Origin of the sequence: Microcoleus sp. FACHB-831 (assembly GCF_014695585.1) — a bacterium.
In the GTDB taxonomy this organism is placed as follows: Bacteria; Cyanobacteriota; Cyanobacteriia; order Cyanobacteriales; family FACHB-T130; genus FACHB-831.
The window spans coordinates 1-21,971 of record NZ_JACJON010000083.1; the positions used below are offsets into that span (position 1 = coordinate 1).

19 protein-coding genes and 1 pseudogene are annotated in these 21,971 nt (G+C 45.2%); 12 read left to right on the top strand and 8 right to left on the bottom strand.

Annotation, left to right across the window (positions count from 1 at the left end; all coding sequences use genetic code 11):
• Window positions 1-59: 59 nt before the first annotated feature.
• On the top strand, window positions 60-359 hold the full coding sequence (locus tag H6F77_RS26435) for an endonuclease domain-containing protein (protein ID WP_190491909.1): 300 nt from the start codon (window positions 60-62) through the stop codon (window positions 357-359).
• A gap of 336 nt (window positions 360-695) precedes the next feature.
• Here the strand turns inward: H6F77_RS26435 and H6F77_RS27525 are convergent, their stop codons facing one another.
• Window positions 696-1,415, bottom strand: a complete 720-nt coding sequence (locus H6F77_RS27525) for a helix-turn-helix domain-containing protein (protein WP_199321567.1) — start codon at window positions 1,413-1,415, stop codon at window positions 696-698.
• Window positions 1,416-1,873: 458 nt separating this feature from the next.
• On the opposite strand from H6F77_RS27525, the gene H6F77_RS26445 reads away from it, so the two are divergent.
• A complete protein-coding gene (locus tag H6F77_RS26445) occupies window positions 1,874-2,140 on the top strand; it encodes a hypothetical protein (RefSeq protein ID WP_206753498.1) in 267 nt (88 codons plus the stop codon).
• 265 nt (window positions 2,141-2,405) lie between these two features.
• On the opposite strand, the gene H6F77_RS26450 is transcribed toward H6F77_RS26445, so the two are convergent.
• Both H6F77_RS26450 and H6F77_RS26455 read right to left on the bottom strand, forming a co-directional pair.
• Entirely contained in the window at window positions 2,406-3,038 is a 633-nt protein-coding gene (locus H6F77_RS26450; RefSeq protein ID WP_190491911.1) for a Uma2 family endonuclease, read from the bottom strand.
• A 203-nt stretch (window positions 3,039-3,241) separates the two neighbouring features.
• Complete coding sequence (locus H6F77_RS26455; protein ID WP_190491912.1) at window positions 3,242-4,531, bottom strand: DEAD/DEAH box helicase; 1,290 nt, start codon at window positions 4,529-4,531, stop codon at window positions 3,242-3,244.
• Between the two features lie 94 nt (window positions 4,532-4,625).
• Between H6F77_RS26455 and H6F77_RS26460 the strand changes: the two genes are divergently transcribed.
• Window positions 4,626-4,847, top strand: a complete 222-nt coding sequence (locus H6F77_RS26460; RefSeq protein ID WP_190491913.1) for a hypothetical protein — start codon at window positions 4,626-4,628, stop codon at window positions 4,845-4,847.
• Window positions 4,848-4,859: 12 nt separating this feature from the next.
• Window positions 4,860-5,243, top strand: coding sequence for an endonuclease domain-containing protein (locus H6F77_RS26465; RefSeq protein WP_190491914.1), 384 nt, complete (start codon window positions 4,860-4,862; stop codon window positions 5,241-5,243).
• A 139-nt stretch (window positions 5,244-5,382) separates the two neighbouring features.
• Here the strand turns inward: H6F77_RS26465 and ptsP are convergent, their stop codons facing one another.
• Window positions 5,383-7,908 (bottom strand): phosphoenolpyruvate--protein phosphotransferase, encoded by a 2,526-nt coding sequence (ptsP, locus tag H6F77_RS26470; protein WP_190491915.1) that lies wholly within the window; start codon window positions 7,906-7,908, stop codon window positions 5,383-5,385.
• A 231-nt stretch (window positions 7,909-8,139) separates the two neighbouring features.
• Here ptsP and H6F77_RS26475 point away from each other — a divergent pair, with 231 nt between their 5' ends.
• The 3 genes from H6F77_RS26475 to H6F77_RS26485 all read left to right on the top strand — a co-directional run bounded on the left by H6F77_RS26475 (window position 8,140) and on the right by H6F77_RS26485 (window position 13,218).
• The gene (locus H6F77_RS26475; protein ID WP_190491916.1) at window positions 8,140-8,697 is read left to right on the top strand and encodes a DUF3122 domain-containing protein; all 558 of its coding nucleotides are present in this window, start codon (window positions 8,140-8,142) and stop codon (window positions 8,695-8,697) included.
• Between the two features lie 406 nt (window positions 8,698-9,103).
• The gene (locus H6F77_RS26480; protein WP_190491917.1) at window positions 9,104-11,566 is read left to right on the top strand and encodes a glycoside hydrolase family 31 protein; all 2,463 of its coding nucleotides are present in this window, start codon (window positions 9,104-9,106) and stop codon (window positions 11,564-11,566) included.
• 26 nt (window positions 11,567-11,592) lie between these two features.
• The gene (locus H6F77_RS26485; protein WP_190491918.1) at window positions 11,593-13,218 is read left to right on the top strand and encodes a cyclic peptide export ABC transporter; all 1,626 of its coding nucleotides are present in this window, start codon (window positions 11,593-11,595) and stop codon (window positions 13,216-13,218) included.
• A 29-nt stretch (window positions 13,219-13,247) separates the two neighbouring features.
• On the opposite strand, the gene H6F77_RS26490 is transcribed toward H6F77_RS26485, so the two are convergent.
• Window positions 13,248-14,711 (bottom strand): phenylacetate--CoA ligase family protein, encoded by a 1,464-nt coding sequence (locus tag H6F77_RS26490; protein WP_190491919.1) that lies wholly within the window; start codon window positions 14,709-14,711, stop codon window positions 13,248-13,250.
• A 510-nt stretch (window positions 14,712-15,221) separates the two neighbouring features.
• Between H6F77_RS26490 and H6F77_RS26495 the strand changes: the two genes are divergently transcribed.
• Window positions 15,222-16,298 carry a glycosyltransferase family 4 protein gene (locus H6F77_RS26495; RefSeq protein WP_190491920.1) on the top strand — a complete coding sequence of 359 codons (1,077 nt, stop codon included), beginning with the start codon at window positions 15,222-15,224 and terminating at the stop codon, window positions 16,296-16,298.
• Window positions 16,299-16,435: 137 nt separating this feature from the next.
• Here the strand turns inward: H6F77_RS26495 and lepB are convergent.
• Both lepB and crtH read right to left on the bottom strand, forming a co-directional pair.
• Window positions 16,436-17,017: pseudogene (gene lepB, locus H6F77_RS26500) on the bottom strand (signal peptidase I).
• A gap of 105 nt (window positions 17,018-17,122) precedes the next feature.
• Window positions 17,123-18,637 (bottom strand): carotenoid isomerase, encoded by a 1,515-nt coding sequence (gene crtH, locus H6F77_RS26505; protein ID WP_190491921.1) that lies wholly within the window; start codon window positions 18,635-18,637, stop codon window positions 17,123-17,125.
• A 322-nt stretch (window positions 18,638-18,959) separates the two neighbouring features.
• Between crtH and upp the strand changes: the two genes are divergently transcribed.
• The 3 genes from upp (at window position 18,960) to H6F77_RS26520 (ending at window position 20,453) form a co-directional block, all read left to right on the top strand.
• A complete protein-coding gene (gene upp / locus H6F77_RS26510) occupies window positions 18,960-19,610 on the top strand; it encodes a uracil phosphoribosyltransferase (RefSeq protein WP_190491922.1) in 651 nt (216 codons plus the stop codon).
• A gap of 101 nt (window positions 19,611-19,711) precedes the next feature.
• Window positions 19,712-20,053, top strand: coding sequence for a ssl2009 family thylakoid membrane protein (locus H6F77_RS26515; RefSeq protein WP_190491923.1), 342 nt, complete (start codon window positions 19,712-19,714; stop codon window positions 20,051-20,053).
• Between the two features lie 118 nt (window positions 20,054-20,171).
• Entirely contained in the window at window positions 20,172-20,453 is a 282-nt protein-coding gene (locus H6F77_RS26520) for a YggT family protein (RefSeq protein WP_190491924.1), read from the top strand.
• 48 nt (window positions 20,454-20,501) lie between these two features.
• Here H6F77_RS26520 and H6F77_RS26525 read toward each other — a convergent pair whose 3' ends face one another.
• A complete protein-coding gene (locus H6F77_RS26525) occupies window positions 20,502-20,939 on the bottom strand; it encodes an FxLYD domain-containing protein (protein ID WP_190491925.1) in 438 nt (145 codons plus the stop codon).
• A gap of 309 nt (window positions 20,940-21,248) precedes the next feature.
• Between H6F77_RS26525 and H6F77_RS26530 the strand changes: the two genes are divergently transcribed.
• The gene (locus H6F77_RS26530) at window positions 21,249-21,884 is read left to right on the top strand and encodes a hypothetical protein (protein WP_190491926.1); all 636 of its coding nucleotides are present in this window, start codon (window positions 21,249-21,251) and stop codon (window positions 21,882-21,884) included.
• The last annotated feature ends 87 nt before the right edge of the window (window positions 21,885-21,971 follow it).

A 21,971-nucleotide genomic window follows, 5' to 3' on the forward strand; every position in this document is an offset into this window, starting at 1 on the left:
GTTGCTGTGGAAGAAATTCTTGCCCAACTTAGCCAAACAGTAATTGCTTCGGTGACGGGATGGGATTTTATTCTGGAAGCTTTATCTGTATCAGGAATTTAGTGAAATGGTATAAGTTTCGCAGCCAATACAGCGTCGGCAAATTCGTTGTCGATTTTTATTGCACTGAAGTTAAACTCGCTATAGAAATTGATGGAGATAGCCATTTTCAGGAGGGCGCCCAAGAATATGACCGAGAAAGGCAGGCTTTTATTGAGTCAGTTGGGATTAGGTTTTTAAGATTTACAAATGATGAGGTGTATAAGAATTTGGAGGGTGTTTTAGAGATAATTTCACTGAAGGTTCGGGAATTAAGATGAGGTGATGAATTCCCGCTCTTACCCCCCCAGCCCCCCTTAATAAGGGGGGAGCAAATACCAGCGCCAGGTATCGGGAACTTAGAACTGGCGTGGTTTCATGGCAACCGTCTCTGTAGTTGGCACAACTACTAATTTTGCTATCTGCTGGTTACTGATGCCACTTCTCAATTGACGGTTCAGGGTATCAATCGCAGACTAATTGCATCGATTGGCTCTCCATCAAATCGAAATAGCGCTTGCTTTAGCCCTAATGCTTTTACTCGTTGGAAGAGTTCAGTTTTTAGGGCAATTCTCGTTGCGTCATCCCCTACCATGCCTTGATGTTCCACGTCCTTATTACGCTTTAGACTGCAACTTGGTATCGGCTTTCTGCCATTCCTTCAACATTACATCTGTAATGTTGATGTACGAGTCGTCCACAAACTCTTTTAGCGCTTCCTTCCCACCTGCTTGAAAAGCGCTCACGAACCGCTTCCTATCGGTTAGAGGAAATGCAGCAGTGACAAAAGCTTTTTGCTGTGCCTGACTAGCAGTAGGGTTGGTCTGTTCTAGTTGCTTCAGTAGATCCTGGATCTTGGCAGCAGCCTGAGCTAGAGTTTGCCTTTGCTCAGGAGTGTAGTTATCTTGACTTAATTTAGCTGATTGACCCTTACCCTTAGTCTTCTTCCTCTTAATACCTGTAACTGCTTCTCGGATAACCTCTAAGTCTTCCGGCTTTGCCCACTTAGTTACAAGAGTTACTCTGTACTCATCTGTGCGTCCTGCACGTTTCTCTTGGGTAAGGAAACCAGCCTCACATAGGAACTTTAATGAATACTGGACGCGACGAACACTCATCTGGCAGATATCAGCTGTCTTGCTAAGACTAGCAAAATACTTACCATTAGGCTTTCCCCCTGTCCTACGAACAGCATGCGCATAAACCCGAAACTCGTAGGGGTCTAACCCATACTCATCAAGTTTGTTGTGAACAAACATTACTGAGTTAGAACTAGGTGGGCTGTTTGCGTCTGGAGCTTCTTCTTCCGTTACTAAAGAGGCTTTCTCGGTTGACATACGGTTGTTTTAGGTATGTTTTTACTACTGAAGACTGACGTTACTCTGACGGCTAGGCTTATTCCGAGGGTGTTATGTATTTCATGCCACTAGCTTTAACTATTATACATATGCTCATGCATTAAATGCGTACCACCAGTGATTTTAATGCCGTAGCCCTGGTATATATTCTAGGTATTTACTTGAGGGGCATTGATTTCAAAGGGTATAACTTGCGGCAAAACACAAAAGGCCAACAACTTAACCCGACTAAATTTTGGGATTAACATCCAAAAGTAGGGCTGCATAAGGATTGTCAAAACAGACTAACATGGGTCATACTGATAAAAGTAAAGGCTATCGACTGGACATCGATAGCCTTCACAGCACAAATATATTGGGGGACGGGTATGCTTGAGCGGCCATCCGTCCTTTAATTCAAATCCACCCACGACTTCCAAAAAGGAGGAATGTTTCGCATGGCAGGTTTATATATTAACCATGATAGCTCAGAATTGCCAGAAAACAAGCCCTGGGATGCTTTACTGGCACTTATTCATGAGTTCAATTGCGCCCAAGTCAAGGCATCAGGACTCACGCTAAACAGCAATCTAGAGAACCTGATCCGTCAATCTCGTGTAGAAGACGTTCGCTATGCTCTCAAAGTTGTTGAGGATAAGCGCAAACAAGAAGTGGTAAAAAACCCAGAAGGGTTGTTCTACCGCGTACTTGTAAATCGGCGTTAGGGTTATAGCAATTTAACTCAGTTTGGCACCACGTAGATTGACCTAGTTTAAGTACATTAAAGGAGACACACGAGAGGGGAATTCCTCCTCTCGTGGATTTCCAATACCAATCATCCGTTCAAAAATGGCTATATCAAAGTCATTAATGAGTAGCTCAGAGCCATTGCCAAACAGCGATCGCTCCTACCGTATTTTGTACCCCACCACCTGCTGACCCACAGTTGGGGAGATTGAAAAGCGCGATCGGGGTAAATCTTTCCTGATATTAACCCAGTTGTATTTTCAGTTCGCGCAGCATCCGACTGGTTCCCTCATCAATGGCTTTTTGTACCAGTTGGGGAATCATTTTGGTGATGGGAAGATCGGGAAAGATAGAACTGACAGATGATTCCGCGTAGTCACCGTTTTGGAGAATGTAAATCTTAAGTTGGCGACTCCGATAGATCCACACTTCCGGAACGCGCAGGGCTTCGTAGGCGTTCAAGGTGGTCTTTGAAGTTACATCAGACTCAATGGCAAGATCCGGGGGTGGGTAAACTGCTAAATCCATATTGGTGCAACCCCGGACACGACTGGCATTCTGGATGTAAAAGCAGGTATCGGGTTCCACTCCGGCAATTTCTGGTTGCTTCAGAGTAGTTGAGCCAAAATCTTCCCAGTCCCGCCCTTGAGCATCTAAGATAGCTTTGACAATATCGGCAATGATGCGATGAGGGCGTTCGTGCAGTGCCAAAGGAGACATGATTTCCAGCGTTCCTTGGTAGTATGCAATGCGGGTGCTGCGCTGTTCTCCCAGTTCCGTAAGAATCTGTTCAAAGTCCTGCCAAGACAAGTTATGAATGCTAATCGTGCTACCGGGAGTGAGTTCAATGGCACGAATGGGAATGGTAACAGTCATTGGTGTTCCTCTGTCGATTACTGGGGTAGCTTCTTCAACCGTAACTCGCCATTCTACCCATGAGCATCATTAATGATTAACTACCGCACCACCAGCTAACCAAGAGTTTGGGAGATTAAGAAGCGCGATCGCAGCTAATAAAAAAAGTAGGGTGGGCATTGCCCACCCTACTGAAAAATTAGAAGTTGTTTTTAGACGACTCCTTAAACACTGTGGAGGCGTTTTCGCCCGCGAGTCCCTGGGGATGCGGACTTTTTGCTGCGGGCGGGTGCCGATTCTGTCTTCGACTTCCCCCCGTTACTGCGACGTTGATTTGAGCGTTGAGGCTTCGGTTGGTCTACCCCTCTCTGGGCTGGCGAAGTTGGCTCGTATCCCGGAATCACGTTTCTGGCAAGGGTTTGATTGAGCAATCGTTCGATGTTCTTTAGGAGTAGATATTCATCCCCACAGACTAGCGAAACGGCTCGTCCTTCATTGCCAGCGCGACCCGTGCGACCAATGCGATGCACGTAGTCTTCTGGTACATCTGGTAGTTCAAAGTTGACTACATGTGGTAGTTGATCGATATCTAGACCCCGCGATGCTACGTCGGTGGCGACTAATACCCGCACTTTCCCTTGCTTAAAGTCTTGCAGGGCGCGGGTACGGGCTGCCTGACTTTTGTTGCCATGAATTGCAGTTGTTTTCAGCCCATCTTTAGAAAGCTGCTCGGCTAGACGGTTTGCGCCATGTTTGGTGCGGGTGAAGACTAGCACCTGTTGCCAATTGTGGAAGCCGATGGTGTAAGAAAGCAATTCGCGCTTGCGATCGCGATCCACAAGATATACCAACTGTTCTACCTGCTCTGCTGCTGTATTGCGGGCAGCCACTTCGATCTGAGTCGGAGACTTTAGCAGGGTGCTGGCAAGCTGCTGAATCGGTTTAGAGAAAGTAGCAGAAAACATCAGCGTTTGCCGAGACTCGGGCAGTTTCGCCAAAATTTTGCGGATGTCGTGGATGAAGCCCATGTCTAACATGCGATCGCATTCATCCAGCACCAATATCTCTATCTGGGAGAGATCTATTGTCTTTTGCCCAACGTGGTCGAGCAACCGACCGGGCGTAGCGACTACAATATCAACTCCCCGACGCAGCATATGAACTTGCGGTACCATTCCGACGCCACCATAAACCACTGTCGATCTCAGCGACAGGTATTTGCCATAGGTTTTGACGCTATCGTTGACCTGGGCTGCCAGTTCGCGAGTGGGTGTGAGAATGAGTGCGCGAGGCGTGCGATGCACGTGGTTGGGGTTATTAGTGCCCAGGAGTTGCAGTAGCGGTAGGGTAAAGCCAGCCGTCTTGCCCGTTCCAGTTTGGGCGCTGGCGAAAACGTCTTGTCCTTGCAGGATGGCGGGAATTGCTTGCTGCTGAATGGGTGTTGCTTCGGTGTAGCCAGAGTCAGCAACAGCACGAAGCAGGTCGGTCGAAAGACCGAGGTTACGAAATGTCATAAATGCGATCGCTCCTAGTAATGCCCCTATCCCAAATCAAGTGCCTGGGGCCAGTCTAAGAGCAGGAAATTTGTAGTTCAGTTGGATGGCTTGAATGAGCAAGTTCCAATCGCCAGCAACAGACCGGAATGTACTGGCAGAGTTTCATACTAACAAATATTACGGCTCTTTATCTGGAGAAGCTTGCCCTCACCCTAACCTCTCCCACAGGAGAGGGAACCGGAGTGGCTCCCCTTCTCCTGCGGGAGAAGGGTTGAGGCATGAGGGTGTTAGCGCCTACAGAAAACTTGGGTATTTTCTGAATAAGAGCTATTGAGCAATTGAATAGATGGATAATCAGCTTTCTAGGATTGCAGGCTGTCGTCGGCAAATTTCACCACAACTGTTGCAATATGCCCGCGAACTAAGGCAAAGGCAAACCTCAGCCGAAGAAGTGTTGTGGGAGTGTTTGCGCGATCGCCGTTTGTTCAATGCAAAATTTCGCCGACAGCATAATATCGGGCGCTATATTGCTGATTTTTATTGCCATTCCAGCCGATTGGTGGTCGAGGTGGATGGAGAAATTCACAAGTTGCGTCAGCTACAGGATGCAGCGCGGGATGCGTGGATGCGGGAGCATGGTTTGACGGTGCTGCGATTTACCAACGATCGGGTGTTGAACCAGTTGGAGGGGGTTTTGAGTGCGATCGCGGAGTGTTTGCCCTCACCCTAACCCTCTCCTGTGGGAGAGGGAACCGGAGTGGCTCCCCTTCTCCTGCTCAAAGAACAATTTTCCTCCCCTTCTCCTGCGGGAGAAGGGGTTGGGGGATGAGGGTCTTTAGCTCCATTGCAATGTTATTTTTAAAATAACTTTACCGAGCAGCAAGATAATTTTTAACTGCTTCGGCAGAATCTAGCTCTAAAACAGCATAGGCGATCGCTTGTGCTTCTTCCATTGTTAATTCTGAAATAACTGCCTTCACAGCAGGTATTGCTGAGGAGTTCATACTCAATTCATCTACCCCCAAACCAACTAAAATTGGTGTCGCTAAAGGCGATGAAGCTAACTCGCCGCAGACTCCTACCCAGATGTTAGCTTTATGAGCCGCGATCGCAGTTTGTTGAATCATCCGCAATACTGCTGGTTCAAAAGCATCGGCAAGATTAGCTACTTTGGGATTAGTGCGATCGCTTGCCATTACATACTGGCTTAAGTCGTTAGTTCCTATACTAAAAAAATCTACCTCTGTTGCTAATTTATCAGCCATAACAACAGCGGCAGGAACTTCTATCATAATTCCCACTTCCAGAGATTCGTTAAACTGGATTCCCTCAGTTCGCAATTCTGTTTTTGCTGTTGCTAAAATCTCCTTTGCAGCTCTTATCTCTCTCGCTGAAGACACCATCGGAAACATTAATTTAATTGGGTGTTGGTAGCTTGCTCGTAAAATTGCCCTTAGCTGAGTTTTTAATATATCGGGAAAATCTAACAAACTCCGAATTCCCCGCCATCCCAAAAATGGATTAGCTTCTTGTGGCAAGTTTAGATAATAAATTGGCTTGTCTCCACCAATATCCAAAGCGCGAATAATTAGCGGATGGGGAGATAAAGTAGACGCGATCGCTTGATAAACTTCTAGCTGTTCTTCTTCACTTGGAGCTATTAACCGCTCCATATATAAAAATTCACTACGCAGCAATCCCACTCCCTCAGCACCGTTTTCCAGGGAATTTTTTGCATCCCCAACCGTTAAAATGTTTGCCATTACTTTGATTTGATTTCCATCGCGAGTAATTGCTGGTTGTTGTGCTACTGTTTTTAATGCTTGAACTGTAGCTAACCCCTCATCTCTTTTTATTTGCAATTCGTTTAACTGTTGCTCATCTGGTTGTAACCATATTTGACCAGTTTCTCCATCCATAGCAATGAGAGCGCCATTTTCTAAACTCAGCAACTCCGCACCAACGCCGAGTACAGCGGGAATATTAAGCGATCGCGCTAAAATTCCACTATGAGAATTTGCACCGCCTAAAACTGTACAAATTCCTAAAACCTTAGTTACATCTAACTGTGCAGTTTCTGAAGGAGTTAAGTCAGTAGCTAGCACAATCGCTGGTTCTTGTAAATCTAAAGTAGTTGGTACAGTACCCACAAGCGATCGCAACACTCGCTGTCCCACATCAGAAACATCCCCAGCGCGTGCTTTTAAGTATAAATCTGACATAGCTTCGTAGGAAGCAACTGTCTCATCTATTACAGTTTTCCAAGCTGCTGCTGCAATAAAAGTATCCTCAAAAATTAGCTGGCGCGTCCGCTGTATTAAAACTGGATCTTCTAAACAAAGTAAGTGAGCATCGAAAATAGCCGCTTCCTCTTCTCCTGCTGTAGCAGATATTTGATTGCGGAGAATTTGAATCTGATGACGAGCCGTAGAAATTGCTGTTTGTAACTGCTGCCATTCTGCTTGGGGATTTTCTGTTTTCTGCTGTTCTACGGTGAGAAATGCTGGTTGATATAGTGTTACTTTGCCAATAGCCACGCCTGGAGATGCAGGAATACCAAACAAACAATTTTGAATTTTCTCTCCCTTATTTTTAACGGGTTCAGGCGCAATCGAATTTTGGCCTAAGATTGTTTCCCGTTCCCCTACTTCTTCACCGAAGTTTGCTTCTACAAGCTCTTGCAATGCTGCCAAAACTTCATCTGCATCAAGTCCAGAGGCGGCGATCGCTATCTTATTTCCGTTGCGAACTCCTAATGTAACTACCTGATTAATGCTCTTGGCGTTAACTGCATCGCTGTTATTAGTTAAGTTTTTCAGAGTAACTTTAGACTGAAATCGGGATGCGATAGTAACAAATTTTGCAGCGGGACGAGCGTGCAAACCCATTTGATTTTGAACTGTGAGATGTATTTCTCGCGGCAATTCTTGGTTGCCGCTTGAGGGAATTGAAAGTGCATCATGAGGAGATACCTGAGCAATTGCCATTTCTACAAGGCTCAATGTTTTAGCTGCTAATGCTCCTCTTGCTTCAGCCAAAACTTGCTCAAGGTTAGCACCCGTAGCTGCTTGAACTATTGCCGCGATCGCTCCTTCTACAAGTGGCGCTTCGCACAATATCACGTTTTTGCGCTGTTCTTCTGCGAGAAATTCCAACGCCATTTCTGCACTCATTACGGCGCTACCTAAATCCATAAAAACCACTACGCCATCGTCGCTATAAACTGAGTCAATGGCTTGATAAACTTGCATTACATCCGTGCCAAATGGATTTTCTGGATCGTCAATTCCAGCCGCGATCGCGCACTTCCCCGCGCCCCCAACCATCTGTTGTGCTAGCTCTTGTACTCCTTGTGCTAACTTTTGACTGTGCGATACTATTACAATTCCAACCATAATTAAATTGCCCTAATTATTATCAAATTTTAAATATTTTAAACTCATCCCAAAACCTTCTCCTAGAAAGGGGCTAGGGGTTTGTTTTTTTGCTTTGTGCTGTTATAGTGTTCAGATCCCCGACTTCTTAGAGAAGTCGGGGATCTCCCATTCACTAATTATTTAGGCTAATTTTTGGCGCGATCGCAACATTAATAATAGCGATTAGCTACTACATCGAGGCAAACTACCATGCTTTTTCATAATCAGAAAATATTCTCGCGACTACTGGTTTTGGGTGGATTACTGCTATTGTTATTCTTGGGTCAATTTATCTTAACGCAACAGCCAGCCCTCGCCATCCTTCGTCAGCATCAAGACGCACCCGGAGTAATGCGCTATCACTCCCAACAATCTTTACTAGATGAATCAGGACAAGCTTGGCAAGTCGTATTATTCAAACAAATAACACCAGGAAAGCCAACGCTTTTTCATCTCAGGCTAGTTGGCTTTCCTGGCGTTGCGGAAGTTGCTCACCCCCAACATTTAGAAATTACAACCGCAACAGGTAAAATTCTAACCGCAGCAGATATCTTTGCGCCGCGATCGCCAGCCGCCAATGTAGGCGAGTACAATTTTACAGATGCCTTAAACTTATTAGGAACCAGCGGTTCTCTCACGCTATCAATACCGCTAAAAAGCCAGCAAAATATGACATTAAAGATTCCCACAAGTCTTGTTACAGAGTGGCAATTGCTGGTAACTGAAATAACAGATGCAATGTTGCCAAGCAGCTTTTTAGAATTCTAATGCGATCGCCTTAATTTTATGGTTGGGAATTTCCCTACGATAAGGCGATTAAGGTGTAAAATTTCAACCCAGGCAATTTTAAACCAAACTGCTATAATTATTGGTTTTCACATAGCTACCCGCTCGAAATTAACCTCAATCTGCAATTTGCTCAAAACAATACTCCCCAGGATTGATGATGTAATTATGAAAAATCTGCTTATTTTTTAATAGTTTAGTCATTAAACGAATTGTTAGCTAAGCCAAAAATTTTGCTCTAAGGTTAACCCAACCCCCTGGATTCATGTGCCAAATTGCATCTAAAATCTGTCATTTCTAATCCTTCCTACCCCAGATTTAGCCCCGCATCAATCAAAAATCAAAAATCAAAAATCTAAAATCGAGTGGCTCTAACTAAAGCAACATTATGGATTTTTTAAAGCAAATATCGCTCAAATGGAAGTATTTTACAGGTACTCTGTTCTACTTGAGCTACTCCCCAAATGCATATTTTTACTCGCGCAAGCGCGATCGCCTGGAACGCGAATTCCCCCCGCCGCAAACTAGGGAAGCTTTTGACAACCCCGGAAAACTACTCCGCGCTGAACCAAACGCCAGAGGTGCTAATTTTTACTTTGAGCAAGCAGAACTGGAGATTAGTTTTCTGACTCCCGATTTAGTCCGCGTTGACTGGAAACCCGGAATTCCTCCCGTTCCCTACGGTATAGCCCGCCACGATTGGCAGGAAGTAGAGACAAAATTAGAGGAAGCCGACGATAGTACCGCTGTATCTAGCGATACCCTTAAAGTTATCGTCAGCATAGATGGCAGCCTGAAATTTTGCCACTCGTCCGGGCAAATTTTTCGCGAAGAACTACCCCCCAAGCGCAAAGGCGGAGGCTGGATTCATCAAGCGCAACTGCGTAAAGAAGAACACATCTACGGTTTGGGAGAACGCGCATTTGCCCTAAACTTGCGTGCTGCAAGGGAGACTACCGAGAAAGGAGAACTTACCGAGCAACCTAAAACCTTCCAGATGTGGAACTATGACGCTGCTGGCATGTATGGCGTTGGCTCAGACCCGATGTATATCTGCATACCCGTCTATGTGGGAATGCACCAGCAAGGAAGTTACCTGATTTTCTATGAAAACTCCTTTGAAGCCAGTTTTACCTTTGACGATGTGGCGACAGCCGACTTTGAGGGGGGAGAGTTACGTTACTATGTAACTTCCGGCACACCTGCACAACTCGTAGAGCGCTATACAGAGTTAACGGGACGCGCACCGCTACCGCCTCGTTGGGCTTTGGGCTATCACCAATCGCACTGGGGATATCGTACCGAAGAGGCTGTTAGAGAAGAAGCTAAGGGATTTGCGGCACATAACCTGCCTTTGAGTGCAATTCACCTAGATATTGACGTTCAGGTTGGATTCCGCGCCTTTACTATCGACCCAGACCGCTTTCCCAAACTAGCGAGTTTTACTCAAGAACTCCTAGAACAAGGGGTGCGGTTTATCGCGATTATGAATCCTGGAATTAAGTACAGCCGCCACAGCAACTTATTCCTAGAAGGTCAGATTTTGGATGCCTTTTGCCGACAACCAGACGGTAAGCTGATGGTGGCACCCGTTTGGCCGGGGTGGTGCGTTTTCCCAGATTTTACTAACCCAACGGTACGCAAGTGGTGGAGTCGCCAGTATGAATATCTGCTAGATGTCGGCGTGGCCGGGTTTTGGCACGATATGAACGAACCTGCTGCTTTTATATTATGGGGCGATCGCTCTCTTCCCAAACCTACGCAGCATTTTATGGAAGGTCGAGGCGGCGACCATCGCGAGGCTCATAATGTTTATGGGTTGCTGCAAGCTAAGGCTGGCTACGAAAGTCTCTGCGGACATCGACCGGATCAACGCCCCTTCATCGTCTCCCGTGCTGGTTGGGCGGGACTCCAGCGCTATGCTTGGACTTGGACGGGCGATATTGAGTGTACTTGGGCGGCGATGCGCCTAACGGTTTCAACGGTAGTGGGTTTAGGACTGTCAGGAATTCCCTACAGCGGGCCGGATATCGGCGGTTTTCAGGGAAATCCCAGCGCTGAACTTTATTTACGCTGGTTCCAGATGGCAAACTTTCTCACGTTCTGCCGCACGCACTCTTCTAATAACGTTGCTCATCGTGCGCCTTGGACTTATGGCGAACCTTATTTAAGTATCATTCGGCAATTCTTGCAATTGCGTTATAAACTTCTGCCATACTTCTACACGCTGGCTTGGGAAGCAACTCAGAAGGGTTATCCTCCCGTGCGTCCGTTGTTCTGGTCTAACCCGGATGACTCTAAATTGTGGGGTGTAGACGATGCTTTTTTGTTGGGTGATGCGCTGTTAATTTGTCCGATTTTTGAAGAGGGGGCGCGATCGCGTCAAGTCACCCTGCCAAAAGGACATTGGTATAATTTCTGGGACGATCGACTACTCGAAGGATCGCAGCAGGTTAATCTTGAAGCACCCCTAGAACAAATTCCTTTGCTAGTAAGTGCAGGAAGTATTCTGCCGATGGAGGAAGATAACCAACTGATTCTCCACCTCTACCCACCCGTGCAAGGAAGTAGCGAAGCATGCGTATACAGCGATGCGGGGGATGGATACGGAGAATCGCGACTGGATAAATTCCGGATGGTGCGATTCGATGACGGTTTAGAGCTAATGTGGCAACAAGAAGGGGAGTATGCTTTTCCTTACAAAACCATTCACTTACACTTGCATGGAATCAAGTTGCAACAAACTTGGATGGATGGAAAAGAAGTTGCTTTTGAAGGGAAATATTTGGAGTGCGCTAAGTTCGGACAAGCTTACTTTAAAGGAGAGTTTGTTGCGCCTGAGTTACTGTAAAGAGTAGGTTTTAAAATACTACTTGCATGAACCATTACCGCCTGCTTTTACGCACTTCTTGGGTAACAGTAACTTTAGCTGCGATCGCTGGTCTTTTAAGCGGAGCAAGTAGTGTTGGTCTTATTGCCTTAATTAACCTCTCTTTAAGGAACGCAAAACTACCCGCAGACCAATTAGCCTGGAGCTTTTTTGGTCTGTGCTTGGTTCTGCTCATTACAACTGCTGCTTCTCAGATTTTAATAGCCCGCCTTTCGCAAGGAGTCATCTTCAACCTGCGGATGGTGTTGACACGCCGCATCCTTGCTTGCCCCTTGCGACACTTAGAAGAAATTGGTTCGCACCGTCTTTTAGCCCTGCTTACCGAAGATGTTGAAGCTGTTTCTAATGCCTCAATTTCAGTTTCTACTCTATGCGTTAATACGGCGATTTTAGCTAGCTGTCTGCTCTATTTTAGTTGGCTATCTTTACCCGTATTCTTTTTAATGGGTGGGTTCTTGGTATTGGCATTCTTTAGTTATGCTTTGCTGATGAATAAGGGCAGCCATTTTTTCCAACTTGCCCGCGAACTGCAAGACAAATTATTTGCTCATTTCCAGACTGCTACGCAAGGTACTAAGGAACTTAAACTGCACCGCGAAAGGCGCGAAGCGTTTTTAGAGGATGACCTTAAGGTTACAGCAGCAGCTTCCCGACATTACCGAGTTGCTGCAATGACTATTTTCGCGATCGCTGGAAGTTGGGGAGTGCTATTATTTTTTATCCCCATCGGTCTGCTAATTTTTGCTTTTCCCTTATTTACAAAGATTTCTGTTAACGTTTTGTCTGGCTATGCGTTGACGATCATCTTTATGATTACACCGCTGCAAAATATCCTCAACGCCCTACCCGACTTAACAAAAGCGGATATTGCTTTGAAAAAGATTGAGTCTATTGGTTTATCCTTAGCAGCGCAGACAACTGAAGCAGATCTTAAAAATACTACTGAATCAAAGATTAAGTGGGACTCTTTACAATTGGTGGAAGTTACTCATGCTTACGTGGGAGAAGGGCAAGATAATCCCTTTATTTTAGGCCCAATCGACCTAAGCTTTAATCGTGGAGAACTTGTATTTATTGTTGGGGGCAATGGTAGTGGTAAATCTACTCTAGTGAAGCTAATCGCTGGGTTATACATCCCTGAATCTGGAGTAATTAAAATCGATAGCGACTCTATCACTGATAATAATCGCGAGTGGTATCGCCAGCAGTTTTCAGTTGTATTTTCCGATTTTTATCTCTTCGATCGACTGTTGGGGTTAGGAACCCCAGATCTCGATAATCAGACACAAAAATACCTAAAACAACTACAGCTAGAGCGCAAAGTTAAGGTAGAACGCGGGGTATTTTCTACTACTGCTCTATCTCAAGGTCAGCGCAAACGCCTCGCTTTATTAACTGCTTATTTGGAAGACCGCCCTATCTATATTTTTGACGAATGGGCATCAGATCAAGATCCTATATTTAAAGAAGTTTTTTACACTCAATTGTTGCCAGAACTAAAAAATAGGGGTAAAACAATTTTGGTTATTAGTCACGATGACCGCTATTTTGAAGTTGCAGAGCGGATAGTGAAGTTAGATTATGGCAAAGTGCAGTATTACAAACACTTATAACATCGCTGCTATATTCTGGCTTTCATCCATTACTTGACAATCCCTCGCTGCTTTATATTTGTTTCTGTTGTTTGCGATAGACTTGGCCAGGGTAGTAAGTTAAGCTTGAGAATGCGCTTTGTAGGGTCGCTGTCCCAAACGCTGTAAATGTTTTTCCAATCATCCAAAAATTCCGGCTGAACTCGCCCTAAAGTCTGCACTAAAAATTTATAAATTTGCTCTATAGTCGCTTCATCTGTAACTACTCCTTGCCTAATTTCTAAATCCAACTGCAAATATTGTCTGTCTTCTTCATAAATAATACTGGCGCGGTATAATCCGGTAAGAATGCCTTGCAGTTCATAGCATTTCACCGTCTCATCCAGCATATATTCCGTGATATTTGTACCGTTAACTATTAGACAGCTGTCGGCTCTACCAGTTACAGCTATAATATCGGGAAGCAAACGACTGGCATTTGAAATAATTTTAACTAAAGCTGCATCCTGCGAATCTAGATGCTTTGAAGTGACAATTGCTTTTTTTAATTTTTTCCAGCTATATAAAGCAACTTGGTCATAGAGAATGTAGCGCACTAAGGGGATTCCTTGCCAGCGGGTAACGCAAAACTGACCATTTATAGTTTCTAAATATGCGTCATTAGCAATGCAATGAAAAAACAGAGGTATGGGGGATTCTATACCCAGAGAATGAGCCAGATATTTGTTTCTATGCAGGAGTTTTCGTAGGGCGACTGTTGCGGGGGATTCCGTTCCAAGTCCGCCTGTATCTGCGCTGGCGTACATTGAAAGCATAAATGTTGTATCTTCAGGTATTCCAGCACTATTTTGTAGAGAAATGCGGATGCTTTCTGGAAAAGGTTCGCCAACAACTATGTACCTTAATTTTTCTAAAGGTAGAGATTGATTTAGCTGACTTGCTTTGAGGTGGAGATGCGCGATCGCTGACGGAACCAGAAATAAAATAATCTGCTCCACGAACGGATTCATCTTGCCGATAATCTCGATAATTTCATCGTGATGGTTGCCAGGAGAAAAAACCAAAAAAGGATAAGGTGTACTAACTGCCATACTTTTTAATGCCCAGGAATAAGACTCTCCCCCTAACCAACTTCCTAGACTAAGACCGACTATAGCAAGTGTTTTTTTCTTATGCACCGCGAACGCACGTTCGAGAAATATCCTGCTTTTAAGAACTACAAAACGGTTCGTTGACTTTAGAATCGGCCAGTAGAAAGAATTACCCGATGACCCGGAAGAACGAGATATAGCAAAAATTTTTTCCCGTTCGTCCGCCAACAGTTCCTCAAATGGGTAAGCTAGGGCATAAGATTCCTTATCAGACACGGGCAACATATCGAACGGTTCTCGCCCTTTAAAACCCTGCGTTTCTAAGAAATGCTTGTAAGCAGGCACAACTCGTCGGGCACGTTTGTAAACATTTTCGGCGGTTTTCTTCGAGCCAATAGCGGTTTTTATGAAGACGCTATCCAATTAAATGCTCCTTTTGCAACTTAGGATTTAAGCAAATGGCTAATATCAATTTTGACTTAAATAAACAAAAACTATATCCAAAACAAAACCGCGTCCTAGATGCAGGAGGCAGTTGGCAAAGACCTATTTAAGCGGTAAAATCAACAAAATTATCTTCGTACAATTCACTTGCCACTAGCTCAACTCGACCATTAACTTAACCTTTATATCAGACAACTATGACTAAGTGCGGTGGGTTGCGATCGCACTTGGTCATAGTTCTCTATCTCCGTTTAAACTTGGTCTGAAATTCAATTAACACTCTGAATTTCTGAATGTTAATTTAGCGAGAATTGGCAACTGAGGCTTAAGTAGTATTTCCACAAAAACTTGTTGTTCGGTTTTCCCTATTGCCAGACGGTTACTAATTTTTAAAATTTCCTCCTTAGTGGTGATGTGTAAGTTAAAAAAGTAGCGAACAATACACCCAGGGTATATATTCTACCCACGTTCCGAAAGGAGGAAAACGCAATGCGGATTGCCCAAGTTGCCCCGTTATGGGAGAGAGTACCGCCTCCAACCTATGGGGGTATTGAACTGGTTGTCGGACTGCTGTGCGATGAACTCGTCAGGCGCGGGCATGAAGTAACTTTATTTGCGTCTGGGGATTCGATTAGCCTTGCAAAACTACAGTCTGTTCATCGGCAGGCTTTGCGTCTAGATGCCACAGTCAAGGAATACGGCATCTACGAAATGCTTCAACTGAGTAAAGTGTACGAAAAAGCTTCAGAATTTGACATTATTCACTCGCACATAGGTTGTGCTGCGTTCCCCTTCGCCAAGCTGGTAAAAACGCCTACTGTCCACACGCTTCATGGCGTCTTTACGTCGGACAATGAAAAAATATTTACCCATGCTCGCGGTCAGCCTTGTGTTAATATTTCCAACGCGCAACGGGAGCCAAAATTAAACCTCAACTGCGTTGCGACAGTTTACAACAGCATTGATACAAACATCTACGAGTTCCGCGAAAAGCCGCAACAACCGCCCTATTTAGCGTTTTTGGGAAGAATATCTCCTGAAAAAGGGCCGCATTTAGCAATAGAAATTGCTAAGCGTTCTGGTTGGAATTTGAAGATGGCGGGCAAGATAGATGTAGGCGCTCGGAAATATTTTGAACAGGAAATTAAGCCTCACATTGATGGCAAACAAATTGAATATTTCGGTGAAGTAAATCACGCTCAAAAAAATGAATTGATGGGCAATGCAGTAGCAACCCTATTCCCTATTACCTGGGGCGAACCTTTTGGATTGGTAATGATTGAATCTATGGCAACTGGTACGCCTGCGATCGCAATGGAAATAGGGTCTACATCAGAGGTGATTGCTAACGGCAAGACAGGCTTTTTGTGCCGCACTCTAGAAGAGTGTGTGGCAGCAATCGATAAAGCTGCACAATTGAACCGCTACGATTGCCGAAAGCATGTGGTAAATAATTTTAGCGTGCAACGGATGACTGAGGGTTACGAAGCAGTTTATCAACAAGTAGTTGCGAATCGGTTTTCACAAAACGGTCGCGTTCGGAGTCTTAGCGCGATCGCGCGTTAAATTGGGTGAGACGTCATCCACTTTTTTTATGTAAGTTTCGCGATCGCGTTTGCTATACCAAAATGCAGGCCAAATAAACAAACTGCCGACTAGGTGCGATCGTTGCATTTAATCCATTCTTTCTACAATAATTTATATTATTTAATTTCGCCCTGTCGCTCTGGAGGCCAATATATTTGTGTTGCTTTACCAAAAATGTTTTCTCTAGGTACAAAACCCCAATAATGGCTATCATAGCTATTATTGCGGTTATCACCTAGCACAAAATAAGAGTTAGATGAAACCTTGACTGGGCCAAATTTATACTTAGGAGGTTCTTGGATATACTTCTCCTCTAACGCTTGATTATTTATATAAACAAGTCACCCTTTTACTTCTACCTTGTCTCCAGGTACACCTATGACACGAGCGACGAATGGGGAGTTAAAATTTAGCTGCTTAAGCTTTTCGGTGGGCGAAAAAATCACAATTTCTCCCCGCTTTGGATCTTGGAAGCGGTAACTCCACTTATCTATTATCAAGCGATCGTTAACTTGCAAAGTCGGAGTCATTGACCCTGATGGAATATAGCGAGCTTCTGCAACAAATGTTTTAATTAATACTGGTAGACTAAACAACAAACCTAACGGAATGCCAATTATTAGTAGAAGAAATTTTGAGTTATCTCGATTTACAGGTTGAGATAAATCCGAATCTTGAGAGAAATCTTCTTTTGGCATAATTTTCCATTCAAGAGTAGAAGTTTGGTTGCGATCGCGCTTTTATTTTTCCTCCGCATCTAAAAGGCACAGGTATGCTGCCTGTGCCTTTGGTGTTCCAAATCTTTAAAAACCCAAATCCACCGCTACTCGATGGGCACAAGCAAAACCCGAAAACGCAACCGCATTTAAACCCTGACCCGGAAACGTACTATCCCCAACGCAATAAAGTCCCGGAACAGCAGTCCTATTAAACGGCATTCCTAATAACCCTAATAACTTGCGACTAGGTATCGGCCCATAAGTACCATCCTCACGCCCCAAAAAGCGGCGATGAGTGCGAGGCGTCCCGATTTCTAAATAGTCTAACCCGGCATCTAATCCAGGGAAAACCTTTTCTAATCTATCCACAATACGCCACGCTGCATCTTCCTTCTTCTGTTCGTATTCCTTTTCAGAAAGCCCCTGCCATGCTTCTACCCAGCTAGGCGTAAAAGCATGAATTATGTGATAACCCGCAGGCGCTAAATTCGGATCGAGGAGGGTAGGAATTGACACAAAAATTGTGCCTTCGGGCGCTTCCATTTTCTCCCAATTTTCCAGCAAGATATGGTGACACTCGGTTCCGGCTGGCAACACATTTGCTTCTACTCCCATGTGCAAACTTAGGAAACTGGGCGACTTTTGATAACGCTGCTGCCATTTCTTTTCGCTAGCAGGCATTTCCTCTTCTGGGAGTAACTTTTCAAAAGTGTCCCAGCGCGTAGCATTGGAGACGATGCGTTTAGCGCGATAAACTTCACCTGTGGCTAGCTGGACGCCTACTGCTTTACCGTTTTCTGTGATTATTTGTGTTACTTTGGCTTTGTACTGAATCTTGCCGCCTGCTTTTTCCAGCCCCTCGACCAATTTTTGGGCGATTTGACCGACTCCGCCTTTAGGATAGTTGATTCCGCCATAGTGTCGGTCTGAGAATACCATCCCTGCATTAATCATAGGTGTCAAATCGGCGGGGACAACTGACCAGCAGTAGCACTCCATATCAATAAATTTCAATAGCTGCGGGTCTTTTATGTAGCGCCTTGCGATATCTCCGACATTTTGCGGCAGGTATTTGACTAAACCCAGACAAGCTAAGGGATGCTGAAAAAATACTCGGGTAAGATAGCGGGGTTCTTCCAGCGAAAGCAAATCCATTACGTTTAGGCAGTTGAAGACTTTCCAACACTCGTCATAAAACCTACGAATTCCTTGACGTTCGTGAGGAAAATGTGCTGCTAGTTCTTGCAAAAATTTCTCATAATCGCGGTGAACTTTCAGGTCTAACCCCTGCGGCAGGTGATAGTCAATTTGTACTGCGTCGGGGATGGTTTCTAGCTTGACATTAACGGCGTCGAGCGCTCTAGTGAGGAGGTTGGTGGTGCCGCTAGTGCCAAACCCAAAAATCATCGAGGCTCCGACATCAAACCGATACCCGTCGCGATCGAAGTATCCTGCACTGCCGCCTGGAATGAGGTAGCGTTCCAGCACAAGCACTTTGGCTTTTTTGGCGGCTAGTTGGGTTGCCGTTACCAGTCCCCCAATTCCAGAACCGATAACAATGACATCAAAGGCGGGGGATGTTAGGGAAGTAGCAGCCATGGGGTCAGCAGTTGCAATATATTTTCTGGATGTACAGTGTAGCGCGGGGATTGCCTGTTGCCTCTCCGCCCGAAAAAAAAACAGGGGACAAGTCTGCTAACCTGCCCCGCCTGCCGATCCTTAATGAGAGGAGAACACTTGAAATAAATATAACCTTATTGAAAATAAGTGTCAATACTGTTGAAAGTAATTTTCAATAAATAAAAGTGGAGAGGGCTGAAAGGCGATCGCAGTATGCGCGATCGCAGACAAAGATCCGTTCGATCATCTGAAGTATGATAATTCAGGTATTTAAGCTGGCATCATTCCTGGTTTCCCAATAATGACTTTGCAACTGCGCGTTTATGTTCCTCCCCATCCGCTAATTAAACACTGGCTAGCAGTGGCTCGCGATGCCGCAACCCCACCCGCACTGTTCAAGAGCGCGATGACAGAACTGGGAAGATGGCTTACTTATGAAGCGATCCGGGACTGGCTGCCCACTGTAGATGCAGTGGTGGAGACGCCGCTGGCTGCCTGTCCTGCCACATTTATAAATCCACAAGTACCCATCGCCGTAGTACCAATTCTGCGGGCTGGTTTGGCGCTTTTGGAAGGCGCACAGACTTTACTGCCCTTAGCGTCAACTTATCATCTGGGCTTGGTGCGGAATGAAGAAACGCTGCAATCTAGCTGCTATCTAAACAAATTGCCAGAACGGTTTGACCCAGAGACGCGGGTTTTAATTCCCGAACCGATGCTGGCAACTGGCGGGACAATTATGGCGGCTATGGAAGAATTAACCAAGCGGGGAGTCGATCAAGCCCACGTGCGGATTATTTCTGTAGTAGCAGCACCGCCAGCTTTGCAAAAACTGGGTACTGCTTATACGGCTTTGAATATTTACACAGCAACGATCGATGGGGAGGTAAACGATCGCGGGTATATTGTTCCTGGATTGGGGGATGCAGGCGATCGCGCCTTTGGCACTTAAATATCTACAACCTTCAAGCGCAGCCTAAAGCGGTATGCACTAAGGTCAGGCAAAAGTTAATCTGAAAACAGTTGCTTTCTTAAACACGGCGGTAGTTAAAGATGAGTCAGCGCGATGGTTTTACAAGCGGATTCTTAGCTGGCACTATAGTTGGCGGCTTAATCGGTGGAATTGTTGGGGCGATTGTTGCTTCTGGACGAGCCTCCGAAGGCGACAATTCCGATGCATCTCTGCTAAATTCTAGTTCTTCAGAAGCAAAGGCGGCTAAGGCGAAAAAGCGCCAGTTGAAGGATTCCGAAAGTATTGAAGTTGCAAGGCGCAGCCTAGAGGATAAAATTGCTCAGTTGAATTCGGCCATTGACGATGTGCGGATGCAGCTAGGAGCGGTAAATGGCAATGCAGTGGGGACAGAGAGCGATCGCTCAACTGCCCAAGACAGCTAAATCTTGATTATTCAGCAGCCCACCCGCCGACTCGCTAGCTCCGTCTCGGCTAAAAATCCGTTACACTAACCTCAAACCCTCACATTTGTTATAAGTTACCAAGGAAGATTTACTACCAATGCCTCCCGCCGCATTACTGACACAAACTTTAGCCACATTTCTCAACATCTATATCATGCTGCTGGTCGTTCGCTGTCTGTTGACTTGGTTTCGCAACGTCAGCGCTCTAGATCGGCTGGCTTCGTTGTTGAGTCCAATCACCGACCCTTACCTCGACCTGTTTCGCGGACTTATTCCGCCACTGGGGGGTACGATGGATATCTCTCCAGTTGTAGCGATTTTGGTTTTGCAACTTGTAGCTGGGCTGTTCACCGGTGTGCAGACTGGCGGTGCATTCTAAAATACAAAGATTTTAGATTTTCGATAATCGAAAATCTAAAATCTAGCCTTATCGCCGGACTGTGCCGCTAAAGCCAGCAGCCTTAAATTGTTTTAGCTGCAAAGGCTTTGGCTGACTTGCAGGAACAGAAATTCTTAGTTCAAAATTACTTTTGCCCACAGGCACTTCCTCAATTGCGCCAAGGCGAGTTCGGTTTTGCATGACTGAATCTCCATTGGCATCGTAGATGCGACCAAAAATGTCAGCGTTATAAACTGGTTTGTTAGAGGTATTTTCAGCAACGCCAGTGACAATAAAGCAACTAGCTGCACTCGCGCTACCGCTACTGGTAACTGCCCCTTGTGCAAACTCAGGCGGGCAGTCATGGTAGGAAATTTCTGATAGTTGAATCTGAGTTAAAGCAAATGCGGAGGGAGCCAATACCCAACTGGCCATCCACAGGCAAAAGGACACCGCTAAAATTGGTAATTGGCTCCGAAGTCGCATAAACCCACCATTAGTCAAAGTTTGTTTTTAAGCTCAATCATCAGCTTACCGCGAATTTAAGAAGTTGTTATTAGGGATGCTAGGCGGAGCCTATGTAAAGTCGTTATATCGATTTTTATTTGTATAGAGTAAAACGAACGAAGAGATATACGAGTTTATCTTAAATTCCTATAAGGGGTTTGACTTCTTGAGCGGTTTACTAATCGGTATCACGGATTGAAACAACCAGCCTACCTCTTTAGACACAACACGGTTGGAAGCACAAGCGCCATAATTTAAATCTAATACTCGCTTAACAATCCAGCAGCTATGACCCAAGCTGAGGTTGAGTCTGCCCTGATTGCTGCATTTGCTCAATGCGATGCGGCGTTGTGTTCGCTAACCCAGAAACAGAAGGAAATCCTGCTGCAAGCGATCGCTCTTGCATTCGCTCCCAGTCAGGTGAATAAAAAGTCAATTGACGCCGAAGAAGCCGAGAAGCCTAACCCTTTAGACGAACTGACCGCCGACGAACGGCGATCGCTGCTTGAGTTTGTCCAGGTACAGGAAAAAGAAAATCGCACCTGGACAATTGAACTGCTCAACGACTGGGTGTTGAATCGAGACTCAGGAACGGTGCAATTTATTCGCGATCGCTATGGATTCGGGTGGCTTTCTCGTATCAAACCAATTCACTTGGCTGAATATTACGAAGATGAAAACGATGAAGCATTAAAGATTAAAGTAGGTTCGCGTATTGAAGTTTCCAATAGTTTGTGGGAGTGGGTGCAAGAAACTGGCCCCTGTACCCGCGAGTGGTTTCCTTGTACGGTTATTGGCATATATGAAGCGGACGAGAATAATGGTTCATATACCAATTGTCTCATCCGCTTTGATAATGGAACCGAGTACGAAATTCAAGGAATCTATGAATGGAATCTCTATAACTGGCGCTGGAAGAAGTAAAGTTAAAGGCTAATATTTTGCAGCGCGATCGCGCTGCAAAATGGCGAAAGGCTAGTAATGTTTATACAGCGTTTCTCACGCACATTC

Excerpts from the sequence above, each read along its gene's own strand:
- H6F77_RS26435 (WP_190491909.1), top strand. The coding sequence starts at position 60 with ATGGGATTTTATTCTGGAAGCTTTATCTGTATCAGGAATTTAGTGAAA.
- H6F77_RS26460 (WP_190491913.1), top strand. The coding sequence starts at position 4,626 with ATGAGCAAGTTCCAATCGCCAGCAACAGACCGGAATGTACTGGCAGAG.
- H6F77_RS26450 (WP_190491911.1), bottom strand. The coding sequence starts at position 3,038 with ATGACTGTTACCATTCCCATTCGTGCCATTGAACTCACTCCCGGTAGC.
- H6F77_RS26515 (WP_190491923.1), top strand. The coding sequence starts at position 19,712 with ATGAGTCAGCGCGATGGTTTTACAAGCGGATTCTTAGCTGGCACTATA.
- H6F77_RS26520 (WP_190491924.1), top strand. The coding sequence starts at position 20,172 with ATGCCTCCCGCCGCATTACTGACACAAACTTTAGCCACATTTCTCAAC.
- H6F77_RS26475 (WP_190491916.1), top strand. The coding sequence starts at position 8,140 with ATGCTTTTTCATAATCAGAAAATATTCTCGCGACTACTGGTTTTGGGT.
- H6F77_RS26485 (WP_190491918.1), top strand. The coding sequence starts at position 11,593 with ATGAACCATTACCGCCTGCTTTTACGCACTTCTTGGGTAACAGTAACT.
- H6F77_RS26465 (WP_190491914.1), top strand. The coding sequence starts at position 4,860 with ATGGATAATCAGCTTTCTAGGATTGCAGGCTGTCGTCGGCAAATTTCA.
- H6F77_RS27525 (WP_199321567.1), bottom strand. The coding sequence starts at position 1,415 with ATGTCAACCGAGAAAGCCTCTTTAGTAACGGAAGAAGAAGCTCCAGAC.
- H6F77_RS26525 (WP_190491925.1), bottom strand. The coding sequence starts at position 20,939 with ATGCGACTTCGGAGCCAATTACCAATTTTAGCGGTGTCCTTTTGCCTG.
- ptsP (WP_190491915.1), bottom strand. The coding sequence starts at position 7,908 with ATGGTTGGAATTGTAATAGTATCGCACAGTCAAAAGTTAGCACAAGGA.
- H6F77_RS26455 (WP_190491912.1), bottom strand. The coding sequence starts at position 4,531 with ATGACATTTCGTAACCTCGGTCTTTCGACCGACCTGCTTCGTGCTGTT.
- upp (WP_190491922.1), top strand. The coding sequence starts at position 18,960 with ATGACTTTGCAACTGCGCGTTTATGTTCCTCCCCATCCGCTAATTAAA.
- H6F77_RS26495 (WP_190491920.1), top strand. The coding sequence starts at position 15,222 with ATGCGGATTGCCCAAGTTGCCCCGTTATGGGAGAGAGTACCGCCTCCA.
- crtH (WP_190491921.1), bottom strand. The coding sequence starts at position 18,637 with ATGGCTGCTACTTCCCTAACATCCCCCGCCTTTGATGTCATTGTTATC.
- H6F77_RS26480 (WP_190491917.1), top strand. The coding sequence starts at position 9,104 with ATGGATTTTTTAAAGCAAATATCGCTCAAATGGAAGTATTTTACAGGT.
- H6F77_RS26530 (WP_190491926.1), top strand. The coding sequence starts at position 21,249 with ATGACCCAAGCTGAGGTTGAGTCTGCCCTGATTGCTGCATTTGCTCAA.
- H6F77_RS26445 (WP_206753498.1), top strand. The coding sequence starts at position 1,874 with ATGGCAGGTTTATATATTAACCATGATAGCTCAGAATTGCCAGAAAAC.